Annotated in this window: 17 protein-coding genes and 1 tRNA gene; 10 read left to right on the top strand and 8 right to left on the bottom strand. The window is 69.5% G+C overall.

Annotated features, from left to right (window positions below):
* Positions 1–84: 84 nt before the first annotated feature.
* Entirely contained in the window at positions 85–900 is an 816-nt protein-coding gene (locus ACEUEL_RS07715) for an SDR family NAD(P)-dependent oxidoreductase (protein ID WP_405703733.1), read from the bottom strand.
* Between the two features lie 187 nt (positions 901–1,087).
* On the opposite strand from ACEUEL_RS07715, the gene ACEUEL_RS07720 reads away from it, so the two are divergent.
* The 4 genes from ACEUEL_RS07720 (at position 1,088) to sseA (ending at position 5,230) form a co-directional block, all read left to right on the top strand.
* On the top strand, positions 1,088–2,512 hold the full coding sequence (locus ACEUEL_RS07720; protein ID WP_405703735.1) for a cryptochrome/photolyase family protein: 1,425 nt from the start codon (positions 1,088–1,090) through the stop codon (positions 2,510–2,512).
* A 79-nt stretch (positions 2,513–2,591) separates the two neighbouring features.
* Positions 2,592–3,623, top strand: coding sequence for a cysteine synthase A (locus tag ACEUEL_RS07725; protein ID WP_405703736.1), 1,032 nt, complete (start codon positions 2,592–2,594; stop codon positions 3,621–3,623).
* Complete coding sequence (locus tag ACEUEL_RS07730) at positions 3,623–4,336, top strand: alanyl-tRNA editing protein (RefSeq protein ID WP_405703738.1); 714 nt, start codon at positions 3,623–3,625, stop codon at positions 4,334–4,336. Before ACEUEL_RS07725 ends, ACEUEL_RS07730 begins: the two co-directional genes overlap by 1 nt.
* A 21-nt stretch (positions 4,337–4,357) precedes the next feature.
* Positions 4,358–5,230: a 3-mercaptopyruvate sulfurtransferase gene (gene sseA, locus ACEUEL_RS07735; protein ID WP_405703740.1), complete on the top strand. Its 873-nt coding sequence runs from the start codon at positions 4,358–4,360 to the stop codon at positions 5,228–5,230.
* 185 nt (positions 5,231–5,415) lie between these two features.
* Here sseA and ACEUEL_RS07740 read toward each other — a convergent pair whose 3' ends face one another.
* The 4 genes from ACEUEL_RS07740 to ACEUEL_RS07755 form a co-directional block, all read right to left on the bottom strand.
* On the bottom strand, positions 5,416–6,213 hold the full coding sequence (locus tag ACEUEL_RS07740; RefSeq protein ID WP_405703742.1) for an amino acid ABC transporter ATP-binding protein: 798 nt from the start codon (positions 6,211–6,213) through the stop codon (positions 5,416–5,418).
* A 17-nt stretch (positions 6,214–6,230) separates the two neighbouring features.
* Complete coding sequence (locus ACEUEL_RS07745; RefSeq protein WP_405703743.1) at positions 6,231–7,607, bottom strand: amino acid ABC transporter permease; 1,377 nt, start codon at positions 7,605–7,607, stop codon at positions 6,231–6,233.
* A gap of 10 nt (positions 7,608–7,617) precedes the next feature.
* Positions 7,618–8,811 carry an amino acid ABC transporter permease gene (locus tag ACEUEL_RS07750; protein WP_405703745.1) on the bottom strand — a complete coding sequence of 398 codons (1,194 nt, stop codon included), beginning with the start codon at positions 8,809–8,811 and terminating at the stop codon, positions 7,618–7,620.
* Positions 8,812–8,963: 152 nt separating this feature from the next.
* The gene (locus ACEUEL_RS07755) at positions 8,964–9,980 is read right to left on the bottom strand and encodes an amino acid ABC transporter substrate-binding protein (RefSeq protein WP_405703747.1); all 1,017 of its coding nucleotides are present in this window, start codon (positions 9,978–9,980) and stop codon (positions 8,964–8,966) included.
* 241 nt (positions 9,981–10,221) lie between these two features.
* Here ACEUEL_RS07755 and metC point away from each other — a divergent pair, with 241 nt between their 5' ends.
* A complete protein-coding gene (gene metC / locus ACEUEL_RS07760; RefSeq protein WP_405703748.1) occupies positions 10,222–11,439 on the top strand; it encodes a cystathionine beta-lyase in 1,218 nt (405 codons plus the stop codon).
* A gap of 87 nt (positions 11,440–11,526) precedes the next feature.
* Here the strand turns inward: metC and ACEUEL_RS07765 are convergent, their stop codons facing one another.
* From ACEUEL_RS07765 to cutA, 3 genes are read right to left on the bottom strand one after another with little or no spacing between them, the layout of a single operon-like run.
* Complete coding sequence (locus ACEUEL_RS07765; RefSeq protein WP_405703749.1) at positions 11,527–12,288, bottom strand: ABC transporter permease; 762 nt, start codon at positions 12,286–12,288, stop codon at positions 11,527–11,529.
* Entirely contained in the window at positions 12,285–13,217 is a 933-nt protein-coding gene (locus tag ACEUEL_RS07770; protein ID WP_405706630.1) for an ATP-binding cassette domain-containing protein, read from the bottom strand. The genes ACEUEL_RS07765 and ACEUEL_RS07770 overlap by 4 nt, the downstream gene beginning before the upstream one ends.
* Positions 13,218–13,259: 42 nt before the next feature.
* Positions 13,260–13,592: a divalent-cation tolerance protein CutA gene (gene cutA, locus ACEUEL_RS07775; RefSeq protein ID WP_405703751.1), complete on the bottom strand. Its 333-nt coding sequence runs from the start codon at positions 13,590–13,592 to the stop codon at positions 13,260–13,262.
* Between the two features lie 81 nt (positions 13,593–13,673).
* Between cutA and ACEUEL_RS07780 the strand changes: the two genes are divergently transcribed.
* From ACEUEL_RS07780 to ACEUEL_RS07800, 5 genes are all read left to right on the top strand, one after another.
* Positions 13,674–14,477 carry an NAD kinase gene (locus ACEUEL_RS07780; protein WP_405703753.1) on the top strand — a complete coding sequence of 268 codons (804 nt, stop codon included), beginning with the start codon at positions 13,674–13,676 and terminating at the stop codon, positions 14,475–14,477.
* A gap of 340 nt (positions 14,478–14,817) precedes the next feature.
* Entirely contained in the window at positions 14,818–15,732 is a 915-nt protein-coding gene (gene fdhE, locus ACEUEL_RS07785; protein ID WP_405703754.1) for a formate dehydrogenase accessory protein FdhE, read from the top strand.
* A 9-nt stretch (positions 15,733–15,741) separates the two neighbouring features.
* Complete coding sequence (gene selA, locus ACEUEL_RS07790; RefSeq protein ID WP_405703756.1) at positions 15,742–17,154, top strand: L-seryl-tRNA(Sec) selenium transferase; 1,413 nt, start codon at positions 15,742–15,744, stop codon at positions 17,152–17,154.
* Positions 17,151–19,151: a selenocysteine-specific translation elongation factor gene (selB, locus tag ACEUEL_RS07795; RefSeq protein WP_405703758.1), complete on the top strand. Its 2,001-nt coding sequence runs from the start codon at positions 17,151–17,153 to the stop codon at positions 19,149–19,151. The genes selA and selB overlap by 4 nt, the downstream gene beginning before the upstream one ends.
* Positions 19,130–19,225 (top strand) — tRNA-Sec (locus tag ACEUEL_RS07800). Before selB ends, ACEUEL_RS07800 begins: the two co-directional genes overlap by 22 nt.
* Positions 19,226–19,229 lie beyond the last annotated feature (4 nt).

Raw genomic sequence — 19,229 nt, forward strand, 5'->3', positions numbered from 1 at the left:
CCACGGGGAGACATCATAATGATCTTATGAACAAGCACAATTCATAAGATCACCCTTGCTTTTCATGCGCTTGGACAACCTGTGCTAGGTGGCGGCCTTTACCCCGATGCCGTAGCGAGCACCCGGGCGGGCGCGGGAGAGGTCGGGCAGCAGCGCCATCCGCGCGGCTTCCACCGCCTCCCATTTCGCCAGCTCGGGGAGCGGCGGGATGGTGACGCGTTCGCCCTGATCGAGCCCGACCAGCGCGGCATCGACCAGATCCTCGGCCGACATCACCATATCCGGCGGCAGGTCGTCGACACTGCGCCCGACGCGGCCGAAGAATTCCGTCCGGGTGAGGCCGGGCAGCACCGCCTGGATGCGGATGCCGCTCTGGGCGAACTCGTTCTGCAGCGACTGCGTGAAGTTGAGCACGAAGGCCTTGGTGCCGCTGTAGGCGCCCTGCAACTGGTCGCCCATATAGGCCACCACCGAGGCGATGTTGACGAGCGTGCCGCCGCCGCGCGCGGCGAAGCGGTTCACCGCCACGAAGGACAGCCGGGCGAGCGCGGTGACGTTGAGCTGGATCATCGCCTCGGTGGCGTCGATGTCGCCGCCGCGAATGGCGCCTTCCGTGCCGATGCCGGCATTGTTGACGAGGAACGTCACCGCCGGCTCGGCGGCGAGGCGGGCCTCGATCCGCCGCAGATCCGCCGGCACGCCGAGATCGGCGGGGATCACCTCCACCTGCCGGCCGGTCTCGGCGCGCAGGGCGGCCGCGAGCGCCTCGAGCCGCGCCTTGTCGCGCGCGACCAGCACGAGATCGTAGCCGCGCCGCGCCAGCCGCTCGGCGTAGACCTTGCCGATCCCCGACGAGGCGCCGGTGACCAGCGCGAAACCCTTGTCCGAATGCGATGCCATGAGGCTCTCCCTGAAGGCCCGCCGCGCGGACCGGTGATTTCATATTATGAGTATCATTTAACGCCACAAGCGGCCGCTGTCGCGATCGAACGGCCGGCCGCGCCGCCACGCGCGGCACCCGCCGGCGATCCACCGTGCCGCGGCCGGCGTATCGTAGAATATCCCGTCGCCGAGTGATCTCCTGCTCATGTCGCAAACGCCCGTGCTGGTCTGGTTCCGCGAGGATCTGCGCCTCTCCGACAATCCGGCGCTCGACCACGCGGTCGCGACCGGTGCGCCGCTTCTGCTGCTCTACATTCTCGACGAGGCCAGTCCCGGCGTCCGTCCGCTCGGCGGGGCGACACGGTGGTGGCTGTCCCGCTCGCTGGCGGCGCTTTCCGCCGATATCGCCCGGAAGGGCGGACACCTCATCCTGCGCCGCGGCGCGGCGGGGCCGATCGTGGAGGATCTCGTCGCGCAGCATGATGTGCGGACCGTCTGCTGGAACCGGCGCTACACGGCGGCCGGTATCGCCGTCGACCGGGGCCTGAAGGAGGCCCTGAAGGCGAAGGGGGTCGGCGTCGAGACCTTCAACGGGTCCCTCCTCGACGAGCCGTGGACGGTGAAGACCAAGGCGGGCGAGCCGTTCCGGGTCTTCACGCCCTATCACCGCGCCGCGCGCGAGCATGCGCCACCCGCCCCCACCCGCGCGCCGAAGGCGCTGCCTCCCGGCCCGGCCTGCGCGAGCGACGATCTCGACGGCTGGCGGCTGGAGCCGACGCGGCCCGACTGGGCCGGCGGGCTGCGCCGGGCGTGGACACCGGGCGAGGCCGGAGGGCAGACCCGTCTCGGCGACTTCCTCGATGTCGGGCTGAAGGGCTATGCGGTGAAGCGCGACCGGCCGGACCGTGACAACGTCTCGCGCCTGTCGCCGCACCTGCATTTCGGCGAGGTGTCGCCCCGGCAGGTGCTGGCGGGCGCCCAGCTCGCCGGCGAGGACGGCCGGGCCAATTCGGCGGACGTGGCGAAATTCGTCGCCGAACTCTATTGGCGCGAATTCTCCTATCACCTGCTGTTTCACGTCCCCGATCTCGCCACCCGCAATTTCCAGCCGCGCTTCGACGCCTTCCCCTGGCAGGACGACGAGGCCCTGTTGACCGCCTGGCAGCGCGGGCGCACCGGCTATCCGATCGTCGACGCCGGCATGCGCCAGCTCCGGGAAACCGGGTGGATGCACAATCGGGTGCGGATGGTGACGGCGTCCTTCCTCATCAAGCACGGGCTGGTCGACTGGCGCCGCGGCGAGGCATGGTTCTGGGACACGCTGGTGGACGCCGACCCGGCCAGCAACGCCGCGAGCTGGCAGTGGGTGGCCGGCTCGGGCGCCGATGCCGCGCCCTATTTCCGCATTTTCAATCCCGTGCTGCAGGGCGAGAAGTTCGATCCCGACGGCGCCTATGTGCGCCGCTACGTGCCGGAACTCGGCGCCCTGCCCGCCCGGGTGATCCATCGCCCCTGGGAGGCGGGCGCGGCGCGCCCGGCCGATTATCCCGCGCCGGTCGTCGATCATGCCGCCGCGCGGGCGCGGGCACTCGATGCCTATGAGCGGATGCGGGCGGAAGCCGGCGGATAAGGGGGCCTTGCGGGTTGCCGCGGCGTTGGTGGTCCACTAGTTTCATCGACCTTTCCCAACGGTGACGCGCAGACACTCCATGGACATCCGCAACGGCCTCGTCGAGGCGATCGGCAACACCCCGCTGATCAAGCTCAAGCGCGCTTCCGACGCGACGGGGTGCACGATCCTCGGCAAGTGCGAATTCCTGAATCCCGGCCAGTCGGTGAAGGACCGTGCCGCACTCTTCATCATCAAGGATGCGGTGGCGAAGGGGCAGCTGAAGCCGGGCGGCGTCATCGTCGAGGGCACGGCCGGCAATACCGGCATAGGGCTGGCGCTGGTCGGCAACGCGCTCGGCTTCCGCTCGGTGATCGTGATTCCCGACACGCAGAGCCAGGAAAAGAAGGACATGCTGCGGCTCGCCGGCGCGACGCTGGTCGAGGTGCCCGCCGTGCCCTATTCCAACCCGAACAATTACGTGAAGGTCTCCGGCCGCCTCGCCGAGGCGCTGGCGAAAACCGAGCCGAACGGCGCCGTCTGGGCCAACCAGTTCGACAACGTCGCCAACCGGCAGGCGCATATCGAGGGCACCGGCCCGGAGATCTGGGAGCAGACCGAGGGCGCGCTCGACGGCTTCGTCTCGGCGGTCGGGACCGGGGGCACGCTGGCCGGGGTGGCGATGGCGCTGAAGGAGCGCAACAGCCTGATCAAGGTCGCGCTGGCCGACCCGCCGGGCGCGGCGCTCTACAGCTGGTACACCAGCGGCGTGCTCAAGGCGGAAGGCACCTCCATCACCGAGGGTATCGGCCAGGGCCGCATCACCGCCAATCTCGAGGGCGCGCCGGTCGATCTCGCCTATCAGATCCCCGATGCGGAAGCGGTGCAGATCGTGTTCGACCTGCTGGAGCACGAGGGGCTGTGCCTCGGCAGCTCCTCCGGCGTGAACGTCGCCGGCGCCATCCGGCTCGCCCGCGAGCTCGGCCCCGGCCACACCATCGCGACCATCCTGTGCGACTTCGGCACGCGCTACCAGTCGAAGCTGTTCAACCCCGCCTTCCTGCGCGAGAAGAACCTGCCGGTGCCGGGCTGGCTCGAGCGCGAGACGGCGCTGCCGGATGTGATGGTGTGATGCCGACCGAACTGCTGTTCCGCACCGACGCTTATCTGGCGGAGACGCCGGCGACCGTCATCGGGCTGACGCCGGAAGGCGGCGTCATCCTCGACCGCACCGTGTTCTACGCGAGCGCCGGCGGGCAGCCGGGCGACACCGGGTGGCTCGTGGGCGCCGATGGCGGCGAGATCGCGATCGGCGGCGCGGTCTATTCGCCGGACAAGCAGGATGTCGTGCATGTGCCGGCCGCCGGCGCCGCGCTGCCGGCGATCGGGGAGAGCGTGATCGCGCGGCTCGACTGGGCGCAGCGCCACAAGCGCATGCGCATGCACACCGCGCTGCACCTGCTCTCGGTCGCCCTGCCCTACCCGGTCACGGGCGGCTCGATCGGTGCCGAGGAAAGCCGGCTCGACTTCGACATTCCCGACGCCGGGCTCGACAAGGATGCGATCACCGCCCGGCTCGCCGAGATGATCGCCAGCGGCGCGGCGGTGACCGAGAGCTCGATCACGGACGAGGAACTCCTCGCCAATCCCGGCCTCGTCAAGACCATGTCGGTGAAGCCGCCGATGGGCACGGGCCGCGTCCGCCTCGTCGCCATCGAGGGGCTGGACCTGCAGCCCTGCGGGGGCACCCATGTGCGCAACGTGGCCGAGATCGGCGCGGTGCGCGTCACCGCCATCGAGAAGAAGGGGCGGCAGAACCGCCGCGTCCGGCTGGGCTGGGCGTAACGCCTGATCAGGAGAAGAAGCATGTCCGACGCCGCAGCGGAAACCGCTCCCGCCTCGCCCTGGCTGGTCTCGACGGAATGGCTCGCGGCGCATCTCGACGCGCCCGATCTGGTCGTGGTCGACGGGTCGTGGCACCTGCCGACGGCGGGCCGCAACGGGCGCGCGGAATATCTCGCCGCCCATATCCCCGGCGCGGTGTTCTTCGATATCGACGCCATCGCCGACACGACGCGCGGCCTGCCGCACATGCTGCCGAAGCCGCATGATTTCGCCGCGGCGGTGGGCGCGCTCGGCATCGGCGACGGCGCCAAGATCGTCGTCTATGACGGCGCCGGCCTGTTCTCGGCGCCGCGCGTCTGGTGGACGCTGCGGGCTTTCGGGGCGCAGGACGTCTCGATCCTCGACGGCGGCTTCCCGAAATGGCTCGCGGAAGGGCGCCCGACCGAGGACGGCCCCGGCCGCCACCGGCCGGCGCGGTTCACGCCGCGGGTCGATTCCACCCTGATCGCCGACATGGACGAGGTGGCGCGCACGCTCAAGGAGGGCTCGGCGCAGATCGTCGATGCCCGCCCGGCCGACCGATTCCGCGGCGAGGCACCCGAGCCGCGCCCCGGCGTGCGCCCCGGCCACATCCCCGGCAGCCGCAACCTGCCCTTCACCGAGGTGGTGAAGGACGGCACGCTCGCCGCGCCCGCGACGATCCGCTCCGCGCTCGATGCCGCCGGCATCGATCCGGAACGGCCGGCGATCACCAGCTGCGGCTCGGGCGTCTCCGCGGCGATTCTCTGGCTGGCGCTCGATTCGATCGGCCGCACGCCGCAGGCGCTCTATGACGGGTCGTGGGCGGAATGGGGCTCCTCCGACCGTCCGATCGCGACCGGCCCGGCGGACTGACGCGCTCCGCGACCGGGCCGCATCGCGCGCCGGGTCGCGGGCGCCTTCGGAAGGCTCGCCGGCTGAACGGCCGGCGCGTCCCGCCCGCGGGGCGATCCCATCACACCGCGTCGACGGCGCTGCCATGGACGCCGGCCCGACGCCTCCCGGGCCGCGCCCGGCGCTCAAGCCGGGGGTAAACCGCCTCAGTGCAGGATCTGGCTGAGGAACAGCCGGGTGCGCTCGTGCTGCGGGTTGGAGAAGAAGGCGTTCGGCTCGTTCATCTCGATGATCTGCCCGGCATCCATGAAGATCACCCGGTTCGCCACTTGACGGGCAAAGCCCATTTCGTGCGTCACGCACAGCATGGTCATGCCTTCCTCGGCGAGGCTCACCATGGTCTCCAGCACTTCCTTGACCATTTCCGGGTCGAGCGCCGAGGTCGGCTCGTCGAACAGCATGATCTTCGGCTTCATGCACAAAGCGCGGGCGATGGCGACGCGCTGCTGCTGGCCGCCGGAGAGCTGGCCGGGATATTTGTTCGCCTGCTCGGGGATCTTGACCTTCTTCAGGAAGTGCATCGCCAGTTCCTCGGCCTCCTTCTTGGGCATCTTGCGGACCCAGATCGGCGCCAGCGTGCAGTTCTCGAGGATGGTCAGGTGCGGGAACAGGTTGAAGTGCTGGAAACACATGCCGACCTCGCGGCGGATCTCGTCGATCCGCTTGAGATCGCTGGTGAGCTCGATGCCGTCGACGACGATGGTGCCCTGCTGGTGCTCCTCCAGCCGGTTGATGCAGCGGATCATGGTCGACTTGCCCGAGCCGGAGGGGCCGCAGATCACGATGCGCTCGCCGCGCCGTACCTTCAGGTTGATGTCCTTCAGCACGTGGAACTCGCCGTACCATTTGTGCACGCCGACCAGTTCCACCGCCGTCTCGCGGCCGGGGGCGGTGTGGACCGCGTGGAGTTCGTCGGGCGAGATGATCGAGGGGGCCTCGGACATGGATCGAACTCCGTCTCTCAGTGCCGATGGGATGTGTTGAGGCGCCGTTCCACGAACAGCGAGTAGCGGGACATGCCGAAGCAGAAGAAGAAGTAGACGATCCCGGCGAAGGCGAAGCCGGTGTAGAGCGTCACCGGCGTCGACCAGTTGGGATCGGTGAAGGAGGCGCGCAGCTGGCCGAGGAAGTCGAAGATCGACACGATCAGCACCAGCGTGGTGTCCTTGAACAGCGCGATGAAGCTGTTGACGATCGAGGGGATCACCAGCGTCAGCGCCTGCGGCAGGATGATGAGGCGCATCATCTGGCCCCAGGTGAGGCCCATCGCCATCGCGCCTTCATACTGTCCCTTGGGAATCGCCTGCAGGCCGCCGCGCACGATCTCGGCCATGTAGGCCGCCGAGAACAGCGAGACGCCGACCAGCGCGCGCAGCAGCCCGTCCGGGCTCACCCCGCTCGGCAGGAACAGCGGTAGCATGTAGGTGGCGAAGAACAGCACGGTGATCAGCGGCACGCCGCGCCAGAACTCGATGAAGATGACCGAGAGCAGCTTCACCACCGGCATCTTCGAGCGCCGGCCCAGCGCCAGCGCGATGCCGAGCGGCATGGAGGTGACGATGCCGGTCACCGCGATCACCAGCGTGACGAGCAGGCCGCCCCATTGCCGGGTCTCGACATGGGCGAGGCCGAAGTCGACATCCCAGATCAGGATGACCAGGCCGAGGGCGAGGAAGATCCAGCCGACGGTGCCGGCCGCGCCGCCGCCGCGGCCGCCCAGCAGCGTCACGATGGCCCAGACCACGAGGGCGACCAGCGCGGCGCTGGCGATATAATCGACCCAGAACGCGATGTTGAGCCCCATGACCGTGGCATCGCCGACGAGACCGCGGATCGGCAGGATGTGGTCAAGCATGAAGGAGGAGGCGTCGATGTTCCCGCCCGTGAGCAGGACGAAGGCGACGACCGGGTAGACGACGAAGAACAGGAAGGAGTTCAGCCGCTTGCCGGGCCAGGACAGGACCAGCAGCGGCGCCAGCAGGAGGGCGCCCAGCGCAAAGACGATGTCGACGCGCCAGCGCTCGGCGACGGGATAGAAGCCGTAGACCAGTTGCGAGAACTTGGCGTGGATGAAGGGCCAGCACGCGCCCGTTCCCGGTGCGAGGCACGCCTCGCGGTTCTCGCCCTGCCAGACCGCGTCGAGGACCAGAAAGCGGACCACCGGCGGCACGATCAGCACGATGAGCGCGATGCCGAACAGCGTCAGGACGGTGTTCAGCACGCCCGAGAACAGGTTGGCGCGCATCCAGGCCAGCGGCCCGATATTGCGCCGCGGCGGCGGCTGCGGCACCACGAATTCGTTGCGGATGAAGGTGCCGTCGTCGAAGGTCATGCTCATGGCCGGGCCCTCACCGTTCCACCAGCGCCATGCGCTTGTTGTAGGTGTTCATGATGATCGACGTGACGATCGACAAAGCGAGATAGACCGCCATGGTGATGGCGATGATCTCGATGGCCTGCCCGGTCTGGTTCAGCGTCGTGCCGGCGAACACCGCGACGAGGTCGGGATAGCCGATGCCGACCGCGAGCGAGGAGTTCTTGGTGAGGTTGAGGTACTGGCTGGTGAGCGGGGGGATGATCACCCGCATCGCCTGGGGGATCACCACGAGGCGCAGGGTGAGGCCGGAGCGCAGGCCGAGCGAGTTCGCCGCCTCGGTCTGGCCGTGGCTCACCGACATGATGCCCGAGCGCACCGTCTCGGCGATGAAGGCGGCGGTGTAGGTCGCCAGCGCCACGGTGAGCGCGAGGAATTCGGGGATGATGCGCACGCCGCCGGCGAAGTTGAAGCCCTTCAGCTCCGGCATCTCGAAGCTGAGCGGAAAGCCGGTCACGATCATGGCGATCAGCGGGATGCCGATGATGAGGCCGAGATTGATGAGGCCGGAGGGCGGGCGCTTGCCGGTCTCCTCCTGCCGCTGGCTCGCCCAGTGCGAGACGAAGATGGCGATCAGGATGGCGAAGCCGACCGACCACAGCACGTAGCCCGAGCCGTCGCCGAAGACCGGGCGCGGCGCCATGATGCCGCGGTTCGAGATGAAGAAGGTGTTGAAGATGTTGATGCTCTGCCGCGGTCCGGGCATCGCGCTCAGCACCGCGAGGTACCAGAACAGGATCTGGAACAGCGGCGGCAGGTTGCGGATCAGCTCGACATACCAGGTCGACAGCAGCCGGATGACGAAGTTCTTCGACAGCCGGCCGACGCCGACCAGGAAGCCGATGATGGTGGCGAAGAAGATGCCGACCACGGCGACGAGGATGGTGTTGAGCAGGCCGACCAGGAAGGCGCGGCCATAGGTCGAGGTCTCGCTGTAGGGGATCAGCGTCTGGCTGATGCCGAAGCCGGCGGTGTTCTCGAGGAAGCCGAAGCCGGTGGCGATCTTCTGCGCCGCGAGGTTCTCGCGGGCATTGTCGACGAACATCCAGCCGAAGACCACGACCAGCACCAGCGCGATGAGCTGGAGAACAATGCTGCGCACCTTCGGGTCATTGACGAACGAGGTGCCGCTCGACCGCGTCACCGCGGGCTCAACCAGATCTGTCATGGTCCCCCATAGCCTCGTCAGAAGCTCACCCACGGCATGGCGCCGTCACCACGCGGCCGGTCTGTCGCCGGCTTGTCCCTTGCGGGATGGATCATTCGCCCGGCCCCACGGGCGACGAAGCGCTCCCGGCCGTGGCCGGGAGCGCGGATCGATCAGCGGATCGGCGGCGCGTATTGCAGGCCGCCCTTGTTCCACAGCGCGTTGACGCCGCGGGCGAGCTGGAGCGGGGTGTCGGGACCGACGTTGCGGTCGTACATCTCGCCGTAATTGCCCACGAGCTTGACGATCTGGTAGGCCCAGTCGTTGCCGAGGCCGAGGCCCTCGCCGAACTTGCCTTCGGTGCCGAGCAGGCGCTTCACTTCCGGATTGGCGGAGTTCATCTGCTCGTCGACGTTCTTCGAGGTCACGCCGAGTTCCTCGGCATTGACCTGCGCGAACAGCACCCACTTCACGATGTCGAACCACTGGTCGTCGCCATGCGCGACCACCGGCCCGAGCGGCTCCTTGGAGATGATCTCGGGGAGAACGACGTGGTCGCCCGGATTGGTCAGTTTGAGGCGTTCGGCCGCCAGCCCCGAACGGTCGGTGGTCAGCACGTCGCAGCGGCCGGCGTCATAGGCCTTGACCACTTCGTCATTGGTCGCGAAGGCGATGACTTCGTACTTCATGTTGTTGGCGCGGAAGAAGTCCGCGACGTTCTGCTCGGTGGTGGTGCCGGTCTGGGTGCAGACCGAGGCGCCGTCGAGCTCCTTGGCGGAGGCGACGTTCTTGTCCTTGCGGATCAGGAAGCCCTGGCCGTCGTAATAGGTCACGCCGGTGAAGTTCAGGCCGAGCGAGGTGTCGCGCGAGATCGTCCAGGTGGTGTTGCGCGAGAGCACGTCGATGTCGCCGGACTGCAGGGCCGTGAAGCGGTCCTTGGCGGAGAGCGGCGTGAACTTGACCTTGGTGGCGTCCTTGAAGACCGCCGCGGCGACCGCACGGCAGAGATCGACGTCGATGCCGCTCCAATTGCCCTTGTCATCCGGCGTGGAAAAGCCCGCGAGGCCCTGGCTGACGCCGCACTGGACGAAGCCCTTGGCCTTGATCTGATCGAGCTTGGCAGCCTCGGCGGCGCCGGCGCCCACGCTGACAGCTCCCGCGAGCGCTACGGTGGATAGGAGGCGTTTCATGATCTCAGCCTTCTTCATAGCTTTTGGAGTTCGGGCGCGACCGGGATCGCCGATCGCGCGGTTGACGATCCAAGGCAAGTTGCATGCCGACAGACCCCGGAGACACGCCCCGCAGGTCGCGAGGGGTGCTCCGCCGGAGTCTCCCCGCCACCGATGCGGGCAAACAACCTGACTTCGCGTCATCAGAGCGCCGACACGAAGGCGGGTCAAGCACTTGACGCGGATTGTCGCCATCACCTCAATGTGCGCCCCATCAGGACAGGCAGGTAACGACGTGCGCAAATCGGACGGAACGGGCAAATTCGCGGTTGAAACACAGCTGGTAGTGGAGGGTCGCGAGCCGGACCGCTACGACGGCTTCGTGAACGTGCCGATCACCCGCGGGGCGACCATCATCTACCCCAGCGCGGCGGACCTGCGCCACCACACCGGCCGGCGTTACAGCTATGGCCGGCGCGGCAATCCCACGCTCGAGGGGCTGGAGACGGCGCTGACGACGCTGGAGGGTGGCGCCGGCGTGGTGCTGACGCCCTCGGGGCTGTCCGCCTGCGGCCTCGCTCTGCTCTCCGCGCTGAAGGCCGGCGACCATCTGCTGATGATCGACACGGTCTACGAGCCGACGCGGCACCTGTGCGGCACGGTGCTTAAGCGCTTCGGCATCGAGGTGAGCTATTACGATCCGCTGGTCGGCGCCGACATCGCCGCGCTGTTCCGCCCGAACACCGCCGCGATCTACCTGGAATCGCCGGGTTCCCAGACCTTCGAGATGCCGGACGTGCCCGCCATCGTGGCGGCGGCGCGCACGCGCGATCTGGTCACGCTGATGGACAATACATGGGCAACGCCGCTGCATTTCCGTCCACATGATTTCGGCGTCGACATCTCGATCCAGGCCGGGACCAAGTATCTGGGCGGCCACGCCGATCTCAATCTCGGCACGGTCTCGGCCAATGAGCGGATGTGGAAGGCGGTGAAGGGCACGCATGGCGACCTCGGCATCACCGTCGCGCCGGAGGATGCCTTCCTCGGCGCGCGCGGCCTGCGCACCCTCGCGCTCCGGCTGAAGCGGCACGAGGAGTCGGCGCTCGCGCTCGCCCGCTGGCTGGCCGACCGGCCGGAGGTGCGTCGCGTGCTGCATCCGGGCCTGCCGGACGATCCCGGCCACGCCATCTGGAAACGCGATTTTACCGGCGCCTGCGGGCTGTTCAGCCTGATTCTTCAACCGGCATCGGAAGAGGCGGTGAACGCCTTCCTCGATAACCTGGAGCTTTTCGGGCTCGGCTACAGCTGGGGCGGCTTCGAGAGCCTCGCCGTGCCCTTCAACGCCGCGCGCTACCGGACCGCGACGCCGTGGAACCCAGGCGGGCCCGGCGTGCGGCTGCATGTCGGCCTAGAGGACGTCGGCGACCTGATCGCCGATCTGGAAAACGGCTTCGCGGCACTGCGGGCGGCGGGCTGAGCGGCGCGCCCGTGTCATCCCGGACGCGGGCGCAGCCCGCGCGCCGGGATGACACGGGCGGGATGTTCGAGCGGCGCCCGAATCTCCTCAGCTCTTCAGCTTGTAGCCGGTGCGGAACATCCAGCCGACGATGCCGAGGCAGGCGAGGAGGAACAGCGTGGTCATCAGCAGGCTGGCCACGATGCCGACGTCGCCGGTGCCGAAGAAGGCCCAGCGGAAGCCGCTGACCAGATAGACGATGGGGTTGAACAGGGTCAGCGTCTGCCACAGCGGCGGCAGCACGTGGATCGAGTAGAAGGTGCCCCCCAGGAAGGTGAGCGGCGTCAGGATCAGCAGCGGCACCACCTGCAGCTTCTCGAAGCCCTCCGCCCAGATGCCGAGGATGAAGCCGAACAGGCTGAAGGTCGCCGCCGTCAGCACGAGGAAGGCGAGCATGAAGCCGGGATGCTCGACCCGGATCGGCACGAACAGCGTCGCGGTGGCGAGGATGATCAGGCCGAGCAGGATCGACTTGGTCGCCGCCGCCCCGACATAGCCGAGCACGATCTCGAAGGGCGAGACCGGCGCCGAGAGCAGCTCGTAGATCGTGCCGGTGAAGCGCGGGAAATAGATGCCGAACGAGGCGTTCGACACGCTCTGCTGGATCACCGTCAGCATGATCAGCCCGGGCACGATGAAGGCGCCATAGCTCACACCGCCGATCTCGCTGATGCGCGAGCCGATCGCGGCGCCGAACACGACGAAATAGAGCGAGGTCGAAATCACCGGCGAGACGATGCTCTGCAGCAGCGTGCGCCCGGTGCGGGCCATCTCGAAACGGTAGATGGCGGCGACGGCATGGAGGTTCATGAGCGGCGCCCCACCAGATCGACGAAGATATCCTCCAGCGTGCTCTGGCTGGTGGTGATGTCGCGCAGGTCGAGCCCGGCGGCATCGAGCGCGCGCAGCAGCGGCGCCACCCCCTCGGCCTCGCCCTCCCCGGCGCGGCCATAGGTGTAGACCAGCGACATGCCGTCCTCCGCCAGCGCCAGCCCGCGCCCGGCCAGCGCCTCGGGCACGGCATCGAGCCTGGTGCCGAGCGCGACCACGAGCTGCTTGCGGCCGAGCTTGGCCATCAGCGCCGCCTTGTTCTCGACCAGCACCAGCGAACCCTTGTCGATGACGCCGATCCGGTCGGCCATCTCCTCGGCCTCCTCGATGTAGTGCGTCGTCAGGATGATGGTGACGCCGGCATCGCGCAGGTCGCGCACCACCTGCCACATGTCCTTGCGGAGCGCGACGTCGACGCCGGCGGTGGGCTCGTCGAGGAACAGCACCTGCGGTTCGTGGGACAGCGCCTTTGCGATCAGCACGCGGCGCTTCATGCCACCTGAGAGCGTGAGGATCTTGCTGTCCTTCTTGTCCCAGAGCGACAGCGACTTCAGCACCTTCTCGACATGGGCGGGATTGGCCGGCAGGCCGAACAGGCCGCGGCTGAAGCTCACCGTCGCCCACACCGTCTCGAAGGCGTCGGCGGTGAGTTCCTGCGGCACCAGCCCGATCAGCGCGCGGGCGGCGCGGTAGTCGGTGACGATGTCGTGGCCGCCGACGGTGACGGTGCCGCTCGTCGCCCGCACCAGCCCGCAGACGATGCCGATGAGGGTCGTCTTGCCGGCGCCGTTCGGGCCAAGCAGGGCGAAAATCTCGCCGCGGCCGATTTCCAGGTTGACGGATTTCAGCGCCGGGTGACCCGTGGCGTAGGTCTTGGCGACATTGTCGATGGTGATGATCGGCTGCATGGCGCGGACCATACAGGATTCGCGGGCGCTGTCGGCGGCGCCCTACCCCGTCGTCTCCGCGGCGATCCAGGCGAGGTAGCCGGCCTCCCCGGCGAGGACCGGCAGCACCAGCACCGAGGGCAGTTCATAGGGGTGACGCGCCCGCACCGCCTGCTCGACCTGCTCCGCCAGCTCCCAGCGTGTGTTGAACATCATCACCACCTCCTCCACCCGCTCCACCTCGCCCTGCCAGCGATAGATGGAGACGCCGGCGGGCAGGATGTTCACGCAGGCGGCGAGCCCGTCGCCCACGATGGCGCGGCCGGCGGCCTCCGCCTCGACGAGCGAGGGCCATGTCGTGTAGACGATGCACGCTGGGGCAACGGCGGGCGGCACATGCTTCTCCCTGTTCCGGCACGCAGAATGATCCGGCGGAATCGCCCTCCGCCGGCACGGCGCATCACCGGAGTCCTGCCGATGAACGAGAACGCGTCCGCGCAACGCGACGCTGCGGCAGCCTACAGCCGAATCGCCTTCGTCGCGAGCGAGACAGCCGACGCCCAGGCCGCGCGGGTCGAGCTCGCCGCCCGCTATGGCGAGGCGGCGCCGGATGCGGCCGACGTCGTGGTGGCGCTGGGCGGCGACGGCTTCATGCTGCAGGCGCTGCACCGCTTCCGTGACACCGGCATCCCGATCTACGGCATGAATCGTGGCTCGGTCGGCTTCCTCATGAACGCCTTCCGGCCCGAGGATCTGCCGGCCCGGCTCGCGGCGGCCGAGCGCGTGGTGATCCACCCGCTGATGATGGAGGCGACCGACAGCAAGGGGCGCATGCACAAGGCGCTGGCGGTGAACGAGGTGTCGCTGATCCGCCAGTCCTACCAGGCGGCCAAGCTGCGCATCGCCATTGACGGCAAGGTGCGCCTCGACGAGCTGATCTGCGACGGCGTGCTGGTGGCGACGCCGGCCGGCTCCACCGCCTACAACCTGTCCGCCCAGGGGCCGATCCTGCCGATCGGCACGCCGCTGCTCGCGGTCACCCCGATCTCCGCCTTCCGCCCGCGCCGCTGGCGAGGCGCGCTCATTCCCGACCGGGCACGGGTGGAGATTGCCGTGCTGGAATCGGCGAAGCGCCCGGTGAATGCCACCGCGGATCACTTCCAGGTGCTCGACGTCGTCGCGGTGCGGGCGCGGCTCGACATGGGCACCTCGATGGCCATGCTGTTCGACCGCGATCATTCGATCGACGAGCGTATCCTGCGCGAGCAGTTCGATTTCTGACCGTCCGCGGGCGTGGAATCGAACGGGTCATCCCGGAATGGCCGCGGGCCATATCCGGGATCGCGCAGGCAATTCCCGCGGAGAACGATCCCGGCTCTTCGCTTCGCTGAGCCTGCCCTTGGGCTTGCCGGAGGCAAGACCCGAGGGGCCGGCATGACGACCTTGGTCACGGCTTTCCCGTCGGCCCCTCGAGGTGACCGGACCGCGCATAGCGCGGGGCAGATCTCACGAAATGCCACGCCGCAACGCATGATGGACAGCCTTCCGCCCGCCGGGGCAGGATGGCCCCGCAAGGGCCGGGGGCAAGGCGCAAGATCAAGAATCCCGACCGGAGGTGAGCATGTCGACGACGCTTCAGCCCGACCCCGGCGCCATCGGCGGCGTCGCCGAGCCGCCTTTCGCGCGGCTGCCGGATCCGGCCGCGCCTTTCGCCGCCCGCGCCGCACGGCTGCGGGCGCTCGCCGCCGCGGGTGGGCCGACGGCGCCCTATCTCGGCTTCCTCGCCGCCCTCGTCGGGGCTCAGAACGCGATCCTGCCCGGGCTGCCCGAGCCCGCACGCCCGGAACCGGCGGCGGTGGAGCGGGCGCGCACGCACGCCATGCCCCCGCTCGACCGGGCGATGGTCACGCTCGATGCGCCGCTGGCGGCGACGCTCGATGCGCTGTTCGATGCCGCCGCGTCCATCGCCAAGCCGGACGCCGCCGCGCGGGCGCTGGAGGCGGTGACCCGGGCGGACAAGGATGCCCGCGCCTTCATGATCGCGAACGTGCTGGCGGATTCGCTGCCGGTCGAGACGCTGGCCGAGCATCTCTACGTCGCCGCCGCGCTGCAGGTGCATTTCGCCCGCCTCGCCGCCGGTCTCGATGCGAAACGGCTGGTGCCGGTCGGCGACGGGGTGTGTCCGGCCTGCGGCGGCCCGCCGGTCGCCTCCATGGTGGTCGGCTGGATGGGCGCGGAAGGGGCGCGCTATTGCGGCTGCGCGCTGTGCGGCACGCTGTGGAACTATGTCCGCATCAAGTGCGTCTCCTGCGGCTCGACCAAGGGCATCGGCTACCAGGAAGTCGAGGGCGGCGCCGGCACGGTGAAGGCGGAGACCTGCGACGAGTGCCGCACCTATGTGAAGGTGCTCTACCAGAACAAGGATCCGGCGCTGGAGCCGCTCGCCGACGATGCCGCCAGCCTCGGGCTCGACGTGCTGATGAGCGAGGGCCCCTACCGCCGGGCGGCCTTCAATCCCTTCCTGCTCGGCTATTGAGGTCCGCAGATGGACGAGCACGCCCGACACGACCTCGCCGAGCGGCTGCGCGCCCTGCCCTCGGTCGATGCGGTGCTGAAGACCGGCCCGGCGCAGGCCGCGACCGAGCGCTTCGGCCGCCCGGAAGCGACGCGCGCGGTGCGCGAGGCGCTGGCGGAGGTACGCGCCCACGCCGCGCGGCTCCTCGTCGTGCCCCTGCCCGAGGATGTCGCGGCGGCTGCGCTCGCCGCGCTCGACGCGCGGGCGCAGCCCTCGCTGCGGCCGGTGTTCAACCTGACCGGCACGGTGCTGCATACCAATCTCGGCCGCGCGATCCTGGCCGAGGAGGCGATCGAGGCGGCCGTGGCCGCCATGCGCTCGGCGGTCGCCCTCGAATTCGACCTCGATACCGGCAAGCGGGGGGAACGCGACGAGCATGTGCGCGAGCTGCTGTGCGAGTTGACCGGGGCGGAGGACGCTACCGTCGTCAACAACAACGCCGCGGCGGTGCTCCTCGTGCTCAACACGCTGGCGTCGGGGCGCGAGGCCGTCGTCTCGCGCGGCGAGCTGATCGAGATCGGCGGCGCCTTCCGCATGCCGGATATCATGGCCCGCGCCGGCGCCCGGCTGGTCGAGATCGGCACCACCAACCGCACCCACCCGAAGGACTACGAGGGCGCCATCCACGCCGAGACCGGGCTGGTGCTGAAGGTGCACACCTCGAACTACCGGATCGAGGGCTTCACCAAGGAGGTGCCGCCGCGCGAGCTCGCCGCCATCGCCCGGGCGCGCGGCGTGCCGCTGGTGAACGACCTCGGCTCCGGCACGCTGGCCGACCTCGCCCGCTACGGCCTCGCCCACGAGCCGACCGTGCGCGAGGCGGTGGCCGAGGGCGCCGACCTCGTCACCTTCTCGGGCGACAAGCTGCTCGGCGGCCCGCAGACCGGCTTCATCGTGGGCCGCGCCGACCTGATCGCCGCGATCAACAAGAACCCGATGAAGCGGGCGCTGCGGGTCGACAAGGTGCGGCTCGCCGCGCTGGAGGCGACCTTGAAGCTCTACCGCGATCCGGACCGGCTCGCCGCCCGGCTGCCGACGCTGCGCCTGCTGGCTCGGTCGGCTTCCGAGCTTGCCGCGCGGGCGCAGGCGCTGCTGCCGGATGTCGCCGGCATCCTCGACGACGGATTCGAGGTCTCGGTGGTCACGTGCGCCAGCCAGATCGGCTCGGGCGCGCTGCCGCTGGAGACGCTGCCGAGCGCCGGCCTCGCCATCCACGCCCCGGGCAGCGTCCTCAATGCGCTGGCGGGCGCGCTGCGGGCGCTCGACATTCCCGTCATCGGCCGCATCCGCGACGGCGCGCTGATCCTCGATCTGCGCTGCCTCGAGGACGAGGCGGGCTTCCTCGACAGCCTCTCCGGCATCGGGGACGGGGCGCCGCCGTGATCGTCGGCACGGCCGGCCATATCGACCACGGCAAGACCTCGCTGGTCGGGGCGTTGACCGGCGTCGACACCGACCGGCTGAAGGAGGAGAAGGCGCGCGGCATCTCGATCGATCTCGGCTTCGCCTATATGCCGGGCGTGGGCGGGATCATCGGCTTCATCGACGTGCCGGGGCATGAGCGCTTCATCCACACCATGCTGGCGGGGGCGAGCGGCATCGACTTCGCGCTGCTGGTGGTCGCCGCCGATGACGGGGTGATGCCGCAGACGCGCGAGCATCTCGCCATCCTCGACCTGCTCGGCCTCGCTCACGGCATCGTCGCCTTGACCAAGGCGGATCTGGTGCCGCCCGAACGCCGGGAGGAGGTCGCGGCGGAGATCGCCGCGGCGCTGGCCGGAACCGGGCTGGCGGGCATCGACATCCTCCCGGTCTCGACGCTCACCGGCGAGAATGTCGCGGTGCTGCGCGCCCGTCTCGTCGAGGCCGCCGGCCAGCTTGCCGCGCGCAGCGGCAGCGGGCGCTTCCGCCTCGCGGTCGACCGCAGCTTCTCGCTCGCGGGTGCGGGAACGGTGGTGACCGGCACGGTGCTGTCGGGTGTCGTCGCGTTGGGCGACCGCGTTCTCGTCAGCGCCTCCGGCCTGCCCGCGCGCGTGCGCTCCATCCACGCCCAGAACCGCAAGGCGGAGGAAGGCCGCGCCGGGCAGCGTTGCGCGCTCAACCTCGCCGGCGAGGATGTGAACCCCGACGCGATCCGGCGCGGCGACGTGGCGCTCGATCCCGCCCTCCACGCGCCGACCGATCGCATCGACGCCACGCTGCGGGTGCTGGGAGACGAGCCGAAGCCGATCGGCGCCTGGTTCCCGGTGCGCTTCCACACGGGGGCGGTGGAGACGGGCGCGCGTCTGGTGCCGCTCGATCCCGAGACCGTGCCGCCGGGCGGGGAGGCTCTGGTGCAGATCGTGCTGGACCATTCCGTCGCGGTGGCGGCGGGCGACCGCTACGTGGTGCGCGACACCTCGGCCCGGCGCACCATCGGCGGCGGTCGGCTGGTCGACCTGCGCGCCCCCGCCCGCAAGCGCCGCACGCCCGAGCGGCTCGCCCAGCTCGAAGCCCTGCGTCTCGAGGACGCCGACGCGGCGGTGGCCGCGCTGCTGGCGCTGCCGCCTTATCATCTCGACCTCGCCGCCTTCAGCCGCGACCGGGCGCTCGGCGCGGGCGCAGCGGAGGCGCTGGCGGCGCGGCTCGATCTCGTCGCCTTCCCGGACGGCGAGACGCTGACCGTCATCGACCGGATGCGCTGGGCGGCGTTCCACGCCGAACTCCTCGCCCTGCTCGACGGCTTCCATGCCGAGCATCCCGATCTCGCCGGCATGGGGCAGGAGCGTGCCCGCCTGGCGTCGATCCCGCGGCTGCCGAAACCGGTCTTCCGTGCCGCGCTCCAGCGGATCGCGGCGGATGGCGACCTCACCCTCGAAGGCGCATGGGTGCGGCGCGCGGGTCACGAGGTGCGCCTCGCTCCCGACGACGAGGCGCGATGGGCGGAAATCGCGCCCCGCCTCGGCGGCACGGGACGATTCCGACCGCCGCGCGTGCGCGACATCGCTGGCGAACTGGGCATCGCCGAGACGGAGGTCCGGCGGCTGATGAAGCTGCTCGGCCGGCTGGGGCGGGTGGACGAGGTGGCGCACGACCATTTCTTCCTGCGCGCCACCATCGCCGAGATCGTGACGCTCGCCGGGACGCTGGCGCGGGAGGCGGGAGGCGAGTTCGGCGCGGCGGATTTCCGCGACCGTCTCGATGCCGGGGCGGGCGACGCTCCGGGCCAGCGCGCCGCGGCGGGGCGCAAGGTCGCGATCCAGATGCTGGAATTCCTCGATCGCCACGGCGTGACGCTGCGCCGGGGCGACCGCCGCCGCATCAACCGCCACAGGCTGGACCTTTTCGGCGTGCCGTCGGAAGATGCCGCGCCGGCGTCGGGAGAGACGCATATCCGGTGATGTGTCCGGACTTCAAATCCGGGTGGGGCCGCGAGACGGTCCCGGGTGGGTTCGACTCCCACTCTCTCCCGCCAAATC

The organism is Ancylobacter terrae (assembly GCF_045108345.1).
GTDB lineage: Bacteria > Pseudomonadota > Alphaproteobacteria > Rhizobiales > Xanthobacteraceae > Ancylobacter.

What these genes read in the sequence shown, in the direction of transcription:
- ACEUEL_RS07715 (WP_405703733.1), bottom strand. Translation starts at nt 900, where the DNA reads ATGGCATCGCATTCGGACAAGGGTTTCGCGCTGGTCACCGGCGCCTCG.
- ACEUEL_RS07720 (WP_405703735.1), top strand. Translation starts at nt 1,088, where the DNA reads ATGTCGCAAACGCCCGTGCTGGTCTGGTTCCGCGAGGATCTGCGCCTC.
- ACEUEL_RS07725 (WP_405703736.1), top strand. Translation starts at nt 2,592, where the DNA reads ATGGACATCCGCAACGGCCTCGTCGAGGCGATCGGCAACACCCCGCTG.
- ACEUEL_RS07730 (WP_405703738.1), top strand. Translation starts at nt 3,623, where the DNA reads ATGCCGACCGAACTGCTGTTCCGCACCGACGCTTATCTGGCGGAGACG.
- sseA (WP_405703740.1), top strand. Translation starts at nt 4,358, where the DNA reads ATGTCCGACGCCGCAGCGGAAACCGCTCCCGCCTCGCCCTGGCTGGTC.
- ACEUEL_RS07740 (WP_405703742.1), bottom strand. Translation starts at nt 6,213, where the DNA reads ATGTCCGAGGCCCCCTCGATCATCTCGCCCGACGAACTCCACGCGGTC.
- ACEUEL_RS07745 (WP_405703743.1), bottom strand. Translation starts at nt 7,607, where the DNA reads ATGAGCATGACCTTCGACGACGGCACCTTCATCCGCAACGAATTCGTG.
- ACEUEL_RS07750 (WP_405703745.1), bottom strand. Translation starts at nt 8,811, where the DNA reads ATGACAGATCTGGTTGAGCCCGCGGTGACGCGGTCGAGCGGCACCTCG.
- ACEUEL_RS07755 (WP_405703747.1), bottom strand. Translation starts at nt 9,980, where the DNA reads ATGAAACGCCTCCTATCCACCGTAGCGCTCGCGGGAGCTGTCAGCGTG.
- metC (WP_405703748.1), top strand. Translation starts at nt 10,222, where the DNA reads ATGTGCGCCCCATCAGGACAGGCAGGTAACGACGTGCGCAAATCGGAC.
- ACEUEL_RS07765 (WP_405703749.1), bottom strand. Translation starts at nt 12,288, where the DNA reads ATGAACCTCCATGCCGTCGCCGCCATCTACCGTTTCGAGATGGCCCGC.
- ACEUEL_RS07770 (WP_405706630.1), bottom strand. Translation starts at nt 13,217, where the DNA reads ATGCAGCCGATCATCACCATCGACAATGTCGCCAAGACCTACGCCACG.
- ACEUEL_RS07780 (WP_405703753.1), top strand. Translation starts at nt 13,674, where the DNA reads ATGAACGAGAACGCGTCCGCGCAACGCGACGCTGCGGCAGCCTACAGC.
- fdhE (WP_405703754.1), top strand. Translation starts at nt 14,818, where the DNA reads ATGTCGACGACGCTTCAGCCCGACCCCGGCGCCATCGGCGGCGTCGCC.
- selA (WP_405703756.1), top strand. Translation starts at nt 15,742, where the DNA reads ATGGACGAGCACGCCCGACACGACCTCGCCGAGCGGCTGCGCGCCCTG.